The following is a 10,889-nucleotide window of genomic DNA, read 5'->3' on the forward strand; positions in this document are numbered from 1 at the left end:
ATGTGGCGAATTGGTTAGGCAGATAAACAAAGGGATTTGGCAGGTGAAGTGGGGGAAAGGGCAGGTAGGCAGTCAAAATTAGCAGGTGAAGACACCTTTTTGGCAGGAAAGCCGATATTCCATAAAAAGAAAGGCTGTGATTCACCCAACCTGCCCGATTGTACCGTCGAAATTTAGGGGTTATGGGGAATAGTAAGAGTACAACTGGAGGGAGTGATTATGGATGATTGTTAAACTTGGATATGTGGCGATGAGTGTTGTGCTTCAAAATGCTTCTCCGTCTCAAACGATGACATTTGCACAATTTAGCAAGATAAAGGACCGTGAAGCAGCAATTCGAAAGCTAGAGCGAATTGCAGAATCAAATATAGATCATTGCTTAAGGTTATTAAAGCACAATGCCGGAAATCAAATTCACTTCTTCCGTCTAAGCTCCCGCCTAATCCCGCTGGCTAATCACGAGGAACTGCTTGATTGGGATTATATAAAGCCATTGAAAGAATCATTTAAAAAAATCGCTGACTACCTTAATCAGTACCCAATGCGAATTGACTTTCACCCAGACCATTTTGTTGTCCTTAATACGCCCAACAAAGAAATACTCTCTAATGCATTGAAGACACTTGTAATGCATAAGAAATTGCTAAAGGGCATGGAGATTGACACAGAACATCGTTGTGTACTGCATGTAGGCGGCGGCTACGACGATAAGGAAAAGGCACTTGAACAGTTTATTCATAATTGGGGATATATCCAGCCTGCTATTCAAAACATGATTATGCTCGAAAACGATGATACCACTTTCACAGTGAAAGAAACTCTATACCTTTGTGAGAAGTTAGGGATACCAATGGTATTTGATTACCACCATCATTTGGCTAATCATGAAGAGGAAGAGTGGCAGGAAGATTGGGGACGAATCGTTAGCACGTGGAAAACATCACCACTTCCAGTAAAAATGCATATATCAAGTCCTCGCTCTGAGAAGGAATATAGGGCGCACGCAGATTTTGTTGATCCGGAAATGTTTTTAGAATTCATAAATAAAATTAAAGGAACTGTTCCTGAGGTCCATTGCATGATAGAAGCCAAGCAAAAGGATGCCGCCCTCTTTCGCCTAATGGAGGATTTACTTGGCAGTAAGGGAATTAAACCAATAGACCAATCTAGTTTTGTTGTTGAATAACCTTGATGTTTCCTCCCTTATTACCGTGTATACTTAAGAGAGCAGTGTGAATGGGAGGGGAAGTGTATGATACTAGAGCCGCAAAAACGTATATCTGCAAAGGCATTAACCGTTTGGAAAATTTCAGGTGTGATTAAGATTGTCATTAGCTGGATCCTAACAGGAGTGGCTATTTTTCTATTACATATCTTTAATGGTCCATTTTGGATTTCAGTGATATTAATTGGAATCGAACTTATTTCTACATATTTATTCATTTTTTTATTGCCGTCAATAAAGTGGAGACGCTGGCGGTATGATGTTAGAGATGAGGAAGTTGAACTTCAGGAAGGTATTTTCATCGTAAAGCGAACGTTAATTCCGATGATTCGCGTTCAACATGTTGATACGGTACAGGGACCTATTTTACGTAAATATCAATTAGCCTCAGTTATTATTAATACCGCTGCAACTTCACATGAAATTCCTGCATTAGAAGAGAGTGAGGCAGAAGAATTAAGGCACTTTATTTCTAATCTTGCAAGGGTGGCGGATGAAGATGTCTGAACCGAAAAGGCTTCATCCGATTGTGATAGTGCTGACTATAGGTAAAAGGTTAAAGGATACCATTTTTAGTTTTATTGCATTGTTCTTTATTTGGAATAAAGGAGGAAAGCTGCTGCTATTTGGGGCGATCGCTATCGCAATGGTTGTAATCGTTCTGACAAGTATTCTTTCCTGGCTGCGATACACCTATAGATTGGAGCAGAATGAGCTTCGGATCGAATTTGGTGTTTTTGTTCGCAAGAAGAGATATATCCCTTTAGAGCGGATTCAAAGTCTGGATATTTCAGAAGGAATCCTTCAACGTCTATGCGGAATGGTGAAGGTCAAGATTGAAACCGCAGGAGGAAGCGGGACAGATGAAGCAGAAGCGGTCCTGGCGGCTATCTCTAAAGAAGAGGCGCGCTATATTCAAGAATATGTAGCTGCAGCTAAAAAACCTGTTGTTCAAGAAGTTGAATCTGTTCAGGAAATTCCTAGTCATACTGTATATAGGATTACTCCAGCTCAGTTAATCTTACTATCACTTACATCGGGTGGTGTAGGAGTAGTCATATCAGCGGTATTGGCGTTTTTCTCACAGCTGGATGATTTGATTCCTTATGAAAGAGTATTTCGTGGAGTTGAACAATGGGCAGTAAGTAATCTGATTATCATTGTCCTGCTTGTTTTTGGAGGCTTCCTGGTTGCTTGGGTTATTGCCCTTATTGGAACGATGCTAAAATATGCGAATTTCAATGTCACGAAAACAGAACATGATTTGGTTATTTCTCAAGGTTTATTAGAAAAAAGACAGATTACAATTCCGTTAACTCGGATTCAAGCCATCAGGATTAATGAAAATATAGTTCGTCAATGGCTGGGTTATGGGTCGGTTCTGGTTGAAAGTGCAGGTGGTTCAGCTAGTAATCAAGAAGGTTCAAAGGTACTGCTCCTGCCGCTTGTAAAGATAGATACAATTAAAGACATTTTGGGGCCCCATCTTACGGATTACCAACTATCCTCAAGCTTTAATCCCGTACCTAAAAGAGCGATGCTTCGTTATGTTTTTAGGAGCTGGATCTTTATTGTTCCTGTAGTGGCTGCTGCTATTTTCTTTCTAAAGGCTTGGGGACTTCTTTCATTGATAGTTCTAGCGTGGTTTACTTTTTGGGGAATATTAAAATATAAGGATGCCGGATGGAAGCTGGAAAACCAGCAATTAAATCTACGGTATCGAAAGCTAGTTAGATCTACCGTATTTATCAAGAAAAATAAAATCCAAAGTCTAGAAATGAAAGAAAGCTACTTTCAAAAAAGAAAAGAACTAGGGTCGCTGGAAGCATTCGTGAAGGTTGGCTTCGGTGGTGCTGGGGGCACTGTAATCGATATGGACCAAAATGATGTGAAGCAAGTTTATTCTTGGTTTTCGAGGGAAGCTAATAAAAGGGATTGAACCAAAATATTGGCTCAATCCCTCTTTTTATTATAAAAAATAGCTCCTAGTAAAAAACCTCCTAATAAACCAAATAGATGGGCAGTGATATTAATATTGGGCTGGATGAAGGTCATAATCAAGCTAAGAGCACAAATGATAAGGATAATTTGCGAATTTTGCTGTGAGAGCATATGCTTACGAAAGAGAATCATGCTTATATAATAGCCAAATAATCCAAAAATCGCGCCACTAGACCCAACATGTACATAGGTTAAAGGTTCAAGTAGTAAAGTCGCCACATTTGCAAGGATCCCGGAAACAAGATAGACGAGCAGGAATTTACCTTTACCGAGAAGCCTTTCAAGTGCTGGACCAAAAAGAACAAGTGAGAAACTGTTAAAAAGAACATGTGTAAACCCGCCATGCGTAAAGATGGGAGTGACAAGTCTCCAATACTCACCTTCCATAATATAGAGGTTTACCCCTGAAAAAGTCGCTTTAAACCAAAAGTTTGGGAATATGGGTAAAGCGGTTAAAAGATATAAAAGGAAATGGATGGCAATAATAATAGAAACAACCGGATAAAAACGGATAAATTCGCGAAAACTTTCTGTTCTCGTAAACATAAAAAACCTCCCTGAGTAAACTTACTAATTATAATAGACTGAATTAAGGTCTTGTTGTACTATTATGCATCTTTAAATATAAATAGAAGGGAACCTTGAGCATGATTAAAGGGATTGGAATTGATATTATTGAACTCTCCAGGATCGAAGAGATTGTCACTAGACAAAAGAAATTAGTAGATCGAATACTGACTGAAAATGAGAAACGAACGTTCGTACAGCTTCCTGAGCGAAGAAAAATTGAATTTTTAGCTGGGAGATTTGCGGCAAAAGAGGCTTATTCTAAGGCTCTTGGGACGGGAATCGGTAAAGAGTTATCTTTTCTAGATATTGAAATCGAAACAGATTCTTTAGGCAAGCCCTGTATCGTAAAGCCTGAAAGTAATGGATTTCTTTCTATTTCACACAGCAGAGATTATGCTGTTGCACAGGTAGTCATCGAAGAAAAGTAGAAAAATTCATAATAGCTTGGCAATCCTTTTATCATATTCCAAAAGGTTGTCTCATATATTCATAGGGAAATGGGAGAGACGAGTCTTCTTTATATTCATATGAAAATGAGACAAGAAGGGGTTGAAGGAATTGAAGAAAAGGTTTTTGCTTTTGTTTACGGGGTTAATGGTCATCTTTCTACTAGCTGCCTGTGGCTCTAAGTCAAAAGATGATGTGGTGAAAGAGTTGAATGGAAAACTAAATGATTTAACTGGTTATAAAGTAGATGCAAAAATGACGTTGAAAATGGGAACTGATTCACAGGTGTATAATGTTGAGATTTGGCATAAGGATCCAACATTCTACCGTGTTAATTTAAAAAATGCAGAAAAAGATCAAAGCCAGATGATCTTACGTAATGATGAAGGGGTATTTGTTTTAACTCCTGCACTTAAAAAGAGTTTCAAATTCCAAAGTGACTGGCCGCAAAACAGTAGCCAAGCTTATTTATACGAATCGTTAATTAAAGACATTGTTGAAGATAAAGAGTCGAAATTCTCTGCTACAAAAGAACATTATGTATTTGAAACAAAAACTCGTTATCAAAACAATAGTATGCTGCCAATCCAGGAAATTAAACTAAACAAAGAAGATTTATCACCGGCGATGGTAAAAGTGATGGACCCAGATCGAAATGCTCTAGTTACTGTAGTATTCTCAAAGGTTAAATTCAACGCCAGCTTTGATGATAGCGATTTTGATATGAAAAAGAATATGACTCGTGCTGATCTAAACCTTCCTGTAATGGCAGATAGTAAGGATGAACCCTTTACTGTTAAATACCCAACTGCTGATATGGGTGCGAAGTTAGTGGATGAAAAGGTAGTCAAACTTGAGGATGGAAAACGTGTTGTCCTAACCTATGAAGGTGCTAAGTCATTCACACTAGTACAAGAAAAGGTAACCGTGAAGGAAGCCTCATCGTCACCAACTTATGTGGATGGAGACTTAGTTGATTTAGGTATTACTATCGGTGCTGTTTCTGAAGGCTCGATTACGTGGACTTCCGATGGTGTAGACTACATGATTGCATCAAATGACTTAACGGAAAATGAACTCATCGAGATTGCAAGAACTGTGCAAGGAGATGTAGAAAAATAAGATTAAAGGATACAGGCTCTGTATAGGGCCTGTTTTTCATTTGACAATTAAAATAAGTAGTTTGATAATCAATAGGGTAAAAATAAATATATAAAAGTGACTTTAAGTAATTAGGAAGTGGAATAATGACAGAGCAGGGCTATTTTTATAGAGATACATGGGCAGAGGTTGATTTAGATTATATTCTCGCAAATGTTACATCTGTCAAAAAACTTTTGCCTCCCAAAGTGGAAATCATAGCTGTGGTAAAAGCAAATGCATACGGTCATGGGGATTTTAAAGTGGCCGAGAGTGCACTGAAAGCAGGTGCAACGTATCTAGCAGTTGCATTTATGGATGAGGCCATCGCCCTCCGGAATAAGGGAGTACTTGCACCCATTCTAGTCTTAGGTGCAACACGTCCAGAAGATGTTGAGCTAGCAGTCGAATTTAACATTACCATTACAGTATTCCAGTTAGAATGGGTAACGGTTGCACAATCCTATCTTCCAAAAGATAAGGTACTTCCAGTTCATATTAAGCTTGATACTGGAATGGGGAGAATTGGTATCCGTACAAAGGAAGAGTTAGCACAGGTTATCGAAACGATTTCAAGAGATGGACGGCTGTCAATTGAGGGTATCTTTACCCACTTTGCCACAGCAGATGAAGCAGATCAAACTTACCTAGATAAACAATTAGAGTTATTTCATGATTTGCTGTCTGTTCTGAAGGAACAGCCTAAATATATCCATTGCAGTAATAGTGCCGCTGCTTTATGTTTCTCAAAGGCTAATTTTAATGCCGTTCGTCTTGGAATTGCGATGTATGGATTGACACCGTCTCCTGAAATAGAACATGAACTGCCTTTTCCCCTTAAGGAGGCGTTTTCGCTCCATTCGAGACTTGTCCATGTGAAAAAACTCGATAAAGGTGATAAAGTAAGTTATGGTGCTACTTATGAGGCAGAGGACGAAGAGTGGATTGGTACGATTCCTATCGGTTATGCTGACGGCTGGATTCGTCGACTTCAAGGGCAGGAAGTATTGGTTGAAGGTAGAAGGGTGCCAATTGTTGGCAGGATTTGTATGGATCAATGTATGGTAAAATTACCACATGAAGTTCCTGTCGGGACGACTGTTACGTTAATAGGCAGACAGAGTGAAGAGTTTATTTCAGTTAATGAAATTGCTCAAAAACTAGAAACAATCAATTATGAAGTACCATGTATCATCTCAACTAGAGTGCCCCGTCTATATAAACAAGGTGGGAAAATTGTCGTATTAAAAAACTATCTTCTGCCCGAATAAATGGCCTATTATTAAAAATGGGAACATATTTATGATAATGCGGAATTTTGGTGCATAAAAGGTAGTTTGTTTGGCCTATAATACAGAAGTATTATAATTAGTCTATGCATGTTGGGCATTAAGTGGTATTATTAAATATGGTAGATAGAAAAAATGGTGTGTAGTGATGGTGGAGGTGTATGTTTGTGTCTGAATCCGGCGCAACTACGGAAATCTTAGTAAAATTACCGCAACATCTTTTAACCGAGTTAGATGGTTTTGTAAAATTAGAAAACGTTAACCGGAGCGAGTTTATTTATCAGGCAACTAAAATGTATTTACGCGAACGAAAAAAGAGACAAATTCGCGAATCCATGAGACGTGGGTACATGGAAATGGCAATGATCAATTTATCGATTGCATCGGAAGCATTTCAAGCAGAATTTGAGGCAGAGCACACAGTTGAACGTCTTGTAAGCGGAGGGTAATCCCTTGATTGTCAAGCGTGGTGACGTTTATTTCGCGGACCTATCCCCAGTTGTTGGTTCTGAACAAGGCGGCGTCCGTCCTGTACTTGTCATTCAAAACGACATCGGGAATCGGTTTAGTCCCACAGTTATTGTTGCAGCGATTACAGCACAAATTCAAAAAGCGAAGCTTCCCACTCATGTAGAAATTGATGCGAAGCGCTACGGTTTTGAACGAGATTCAGTCATACTTTTAGAACAGATTCGTACAATTGATAAACAGCGGTTAACCGATAAAATAACCCATCTCGATGACGAAATGATGGAAAAAGTGGATGAAGCCTTGCGAGTAAGTATAGGTCTCATCGAATTTTAGCATGAATGCACGCTCTTCTTAGAAAGAGCGTTTTTTTATACGTATGCTCTAACCTCATATTTGTTTCTGCCTTTAGCAAGCTAATTAGCTTGCTATTTTTTTATTTATAAGAAGAATCTGCTCCTTTAATGAATCGATTAAGGTAATTTGATACAATATGGTAATAGGAATGGATGGAGGTTTGTGAAGTGAATGATACAGTTGTAAAAGATGAACAGCTCCTTGGGAAGGTAGCTGCCGAGTTAACCATACCTCATAAGCAGGTAAAGAGTGTAATCTCGTTATTGAATGAGGGCAACACCGTGCCATTTATCGCCCGCTACCGTAAAGAAATGACAGGGGCACTAGATGAAGTCCAAATACGAAATATCCAGGAACGCTGGCAATACATACAAAACCTTGAGCAAAGGAAAGAAGAAGTACTTCGGACCATTGCAGAGCAAGGAAAATTAACCGAAGAACTATCACATAAAATAACGAAAGCAGAAAAGCTTCAAGAGGTGGAAGATTTATATCGTCCTTATAAACAAAAACGACGTACAAAAGCGACGGTTGCAAAGGAAAAGGGGCTAGAACCATTAGCAGAATGGTTATTAACATTTCCTAAAACTCCGATTGAGGAAAAGGCAAAGGAATTTTTATCGGATGAAAAAGAAGTCCTTACGGCCGAAGACGCGATTGCTGGTGCGAAAGATATCATTGCTGAAATGATTTCCGATGATGCAGAGGGGCGGAAATGGATTCGTAACGAAACCTTTAAGTCAGGAAAAGTGGAATCAACAGTAAAAGATGCGGAAAAAGACGAGAAAAAAGTTTATGAAATGTACTATGAATATGAAGAGCCAGTAAATAAAATTGTTCCCCATCGAATCCTTGCATTAAATCGTGGTGAGAAGGAAGATATCTTAAGGGTATCGATAAAGATGAATAATGACATAATCCTATCCTATCTATCAAGAAAATGGGTACGTGTTCAGCATTCACCCGCAGCACCTTTTGTAATAGAAGCAATTGAAGATAGCTATAAGCGGCTTATCCAGCCCTCGATTGAAAGGGAAATTCGGGGTGAACTAAATGATAAAGGTGAAGAGCAAGCGATTCATATCTTCTCTGAAAATCTTCGTAACCTCCTTTTGCAGCCGCCTTTGAAAGGAAAAGTGGTTATTGGCGTTGACCCGGCTTACCGGACAGGCTGTAAGCTAGCGGTTGTGGATGAAACAGGTAAGGTGTTGAAGATTGATGTGATTTATCCGCATCCACCCGTCTCAAAGACAAAGGAAGCGAAAGAAAAATTCATTCAAATTCTTCGGGATTATAAAGTAGAGATGGCTGCCATAGGCAATGGAACTGCCTCAAGGGAAACCGAACAATTCGTAGCAGATATCCTGAAGGAAATGGAAGATGAAATCTATTATCTAATTGTGAATGAGGCGGGTGCCAGTGTGTACTCTGCCTCTGATATAGCGAGAGAAGAGTTTCCTAATTTTCAAGTAGAAGAACGAAGTGCTGTCTCAATTGCAAGAAGATTACAGGATCCACTTGCTGAGCTAGTGAAGATAGACCCGAAATCAGTAGGGGTTGGTCAATACCAGCATGATGTTACGCAAAAGCGCCTTTCCGAATCATTGCATTTTGTTGTGGAAACCGCGGTTAACCGTGTAGGTGTGAATGTAAATACAGCTTCAGCTTCCTTGTTGCAATATGTTGCAGGACTGACAAAAACAGCTGCCCATAATATTGTGAAGAAAAGAGAAGAGGAAGGAAAGTTTACGAGCAGGGTCCAATTAAAGAAAGTCCCTCGTCTAGGGGCTAAAACATATGAACAAGCCATTGGCTTCTTGCGTGTATTAGATGGGAAGCAGCCGTTAGACAAGACAGGAATTCACCCAGAAAGCTATAATGAAGTGAAAAAGTTATTAGAGAGCCTGGGCTTTTCAACAGATGATTTAGGTAGTGCTGAATTAAGAGATGCTCTTGGTGATCTTGATTTAAAATCAATTTCTGCAGAGCTGTCAATTGGTGAATTAACATTAAAAGATATCATCGATGCGCTTGTAAGACCAGAACGTGACCCGCGTGATGACCTGCCGCGTCCATTATTGAAAAAGGATGTCCTTAAATTAGAAGATTTAAGTGCAGGAATGGAACTGCAGGGGACAGTTAGAAATGTAGTAGACTTTGGCGCGTTTGTAGATATCGGCGTTAAGCAGGATGGTCTCGTTCACATTTCTAAGCTAAGTAATCGTTTTGTGAAACATCCTTTGGATATCGTATCTGTTGGTGATGTGGTAACCGTTTGGGTGGACTCAGTTGATATGAAAAAAGGCAGAGTAGCATTAACCATGCTGGCGCCATCTAAATAACGAAACAGTTAATGAAGATGACCATTTTTTTCGGATGGTCATCTTTTTTTTGTGAAGTTGAACTTGGAGCGTTCATGATGACCAGAATGAAAAGAAAATTGAGAAAGTGGTAACCATGGAGCGTTCATGGTGACCAAATAAAAGAAAAATCGAAAAAGTGGTAACTAATAGAGGCTATTGGTTACCGAAACAGCAAGAGAAAATAAAAAAGCGGTAACCAATAGACATTATTAGTAACAGAGCATTGTATTCTTATGAAATATGTTTCTTCCTGTAAAAAAACCAGCATTGGTTTAACAGTTTAATTTGATATCGGTCCTTCTCGTAGAAAGCTCTTTTCATTTGGTTTTGGAACCAAGTCGGCATAGTTTACCCTCCCGAAAAGTAGATCATTATAGGTACCTACAATATATGCTATAATAGGTTGTCACGTTCGCTTTATGTAAGGAGGAAGGTAAATGGAGGATAAAGAACTACAAAAATTAGTCGAAAAAGTCTCGATTGAATTCTTTGGTAAGCCATTTAGGCATAAAGCCTCCTTTAATAGCAGGCTGCGTTCAACAGGGGGAAGATATCTACTTGGAACTCATAACATCGATATCAATAAAAAATACTTAGACCAACTGGGTTTAAACGAACTAATCGGGATTATTAAACATGAACTCTGCCATTACCATCTCCACTTAGAAGGAAAAGGGTATCAGCACCGTGATCCAGATTTCAAAATGTTATTGAAAAAAGTAGGTGCACCAAGATTCTGCAGTCCACTGCTAGACAAACCTAAGAAACGCACCCCAAATATAATTCTCCTTTATGAATGTACAAAATGCCGTCAGCAATATAAAAGAAAAAGAAGTATTAATACAAATCGGTATGTGTGTGGAAATTGCAGAGGTAAGCTTAAAAAGGTAAAAGAGTTACATGAAGAATAAGGAAATAATATGCAGGATATTTTCTATGAAAATCGTATTGACTTTATAATACATCGTCATTATAATGTAAAGAGTCGACAAGCTGATTGTCCTTGTTTGACATCGAAAAATTTAATTA

12 protein-coding genes are annotated in these 10,889 nt (G+C 38.8%); 10 read left to right on the forward strand and 2 right to left on the reverse strand.

The genetic code is table 11. From position 1 onward, the window contains the following. Positions 1-223 precede the first annotated feature (223 nt). The 3 genes from uvsE to CHI06_RS24995 all read left to right on the forward strand — a co-directional run bounded on the left by uvsE (position 224) and on the right by CHI06_RS24995 (position 3,164). A complete protein-coding gene (gene uvsE, locus CHI06_RS24985; protein WP_095251312.1) occupies positions 224-1,186 on the forward strand; it encodes a UV DNA damage repair endonuclease UvsE in 963 nt (320 codons plus the stop codon). A 66-nt stretch (positions 1,187-1,252) separates the two neighbouring features. Beyond that, positions 1,253-1,732: a PH domain-containing protein gene (locus CHI06_RS24990; RefSeq protein WP_095251314.1), complete on the forward strand. Its 480-nt coding sequence runs from the start codon at positions 1,253-1,255 to the stop codon at positions 1,730-1,732. Beyond that, complete coding sequence (locus CHI06_RS24995) at positions 1,725-3,164, forward strand: PH domain-containing protein (protein WP_095251315.1); 1,440 nt, start codon at positions 1,725-1,727, stop codon at positions 3,162-3,164. Before CHI06_RS24990 ends, CHI06_RS24995 begins: the two co-directional genes overlap by 8 nt. Before the next feature lie 14 nt (positions 3,165-3,178). Here CHI06_RS24995 and CHI06_RS25000 read toward each other — a convergent pair whose 3' ends face one another. Continuing rightward, positions 3,179-3,772, reverse strand: a complete 594-nt coding sequence (locus tag CHI06_RS25000) for a rhomboid family intramembrane serine protease (RefSeq protein WP_095251317.1) — start codon at positions 3,770-3,772, stop codon at positions 3,179-3,181. 101 nt (positions 3,773-3,873) lie between these two features. Here CHI06_RS25000 and acpS point away from each other — a divergent pair, with 101 nt between their 5' ends. From acpS to CHI06_RS25030, 6 genes are all read left to right on the forward strand, one after another. Beyond that, the gene (gene acpS / locus CHI06_RS25005) at positions 3,874-4,224 is read left to right on the forward strand and encodes a holo-ACP synthase (protein ID WP_095251318.1); all 351 of its coding nucleotides are present in this window, start codon (positions 3,874-3,876) and stop codon (positions 4,222-4,224) included. Positions 4,225-4,354: 130 nt separating this feature from the next. Next, positions 4,355-5,365 (forward strand): LolA family protein, encoded by a 1,011-nt coding sequence (locus CHI06_RS25010; protein WP_095251320.1) that lies wholly within the window; start codon positions 4,355-4,357, stop codon positions 5,363-5,365. Positions 5,366-5,490: 125 nt separating this feature from the next. Next, positions 5,491-6,654: an alanine racemase gene (gene alr / locus CHI06_RS25015; protein WP_095251321.1), complete on the forward strand. Its 1,164-nt coding sequence runs from the start codon at positions 5,491-5,493 to the stop codon at positions 6,652-6,654. Between the two features lie 185 nt (positions 6,655-6,839). Next, positions 6,840-7,121, forward strand: coding sequence for a CopG family ribbon-helix-helix protein (locus CHI06_RS25020; protein ID WP_095251323.1), 282 nt, complete (start codon positions 6,840-6,842; stop codon positions 7,119-7,121). Between the two features lie 4 nt (positions 7,122-7,125). Beyond that, entirely contained in the window at positions 7,126-7,476 is a 351-nt protein-coding gene (locus tag CHI06_RS25025; RefSeq protein WP_034673264.1) for a type II toxin-antitoxin system PemK/MazF family toxin, read from the forward strand. A 173-nt stretch (positions 7,477-7,649) separates the two neighbouring features. Then, positions 7,650-9,839, forward strand: coding sequence for a Tex family protein (locus CHI06_RS25030; RefSeq protein WP_179292777.1), 2,190 nt, complete (start codon positions 7,650-7,652; stop codon positions 9,837-9,839). 252 nt (positions 9,840-10,091) lie between these two features. Here the strand turns inward: CHI06_RS25030 and cmpA are convergent, their stop codons facing one another. Further along, positions 10,092-10,205, reverse strand: coding sequence for a cortex morphogenetic protein CmpA (gene cmpA / locus CHI06_RS25035; RefSeq protein WP_095251326.1), 114 nt, complete (start codon positions 10,203-10,205; stop codon positions 10,092-10,094). A 92-nt stretch (positions 10,206-10,297) separates the two neighbouring features. On the opposite strand from cmpA, the gene CHI06_RS25040 reads away from it, so the two are divergent. Next, complete coding sequence (locus CHI06_RS25040; protein ID WP_095251328.1) at positions 10,298-10,771, forward strand: SprT family protein; 474 nt, start codon at positions 10,298-10,300, stop codon at positions 10,769-10,771. Positions 10,772-10,889: the final 118 nt, after the last annotated feature.

The sequence above is a fragment of the Bacillus sp. 7884-1 genome (assembly GCF_002272245.1).
GTDB lineage: Bacteria > Bacillota > Bacilli > Bacillales > Cytobacillaceae > Neobacillus.

Bases quoted from the DNA above. Each gene is read 5' to 3' on its own strand.
- CHI06_RS25030 (WP_179292777.1), top strand. From the start codon at position 7,650: ATGGAGGTTTGTGAAGTGAATGATACAGTTGTAAAAGATGAACAGCTC.
- uvsE (WP_095251312.1), top strand. From the start codon at position 224: ATGATTGTTAAACTTGGATATGTGGCGATGAGTGTTGTGCTTCAAAAT.
- alr (WP_095251321.1), top strand. From the start codon at position 5,491: ATGACAGAGCAGGGCTATTTTTATAGAGATACATGGGCAGAGGTTGAT.
- CHI06_RS25000 (WP_095251317.1), bottom strand. From the start codon at position 3,772: ATGTTTACGAGAACAGAAAGTTTTCGCGAATTTATCCGTTTTTATCCG.
- acpS (WP_095251318.1), top strand. From the start codon at position 3,874: ATGATTAAAGGGATTGGAATTGATATTATTGAACTCTCCAGGATCGAA.
- cmpA (WP_095251326.1), bottom strand. From the start codon at position 10,205: ATGCCGACTTGGTTCCAAAACCAAATGAAAAGAGCTTTCTACGAGAAG.
- CHI06_RS24990 (WP_095251314.1), top strand. From the start codon at position 1,253: ATGATACTAGAGCCGCAAAAACGTATATCTGCAAAGGCATTAACCGTT.
- CHI06_RS25040 (WP_095251328.1), top strand. From the start codon at position 10,298: ATGGAGGATAAAGAACTACAAAAATTAGTCGAAAAAGTCTCGATTGAA.
- CHI06_RS24995 (WP_095251315.1), top strand. From the start codon at position 1,725: ATGTCTGAACCGAAAAGGCTTCATCCGATTGTGATAGTGCTGACTATA.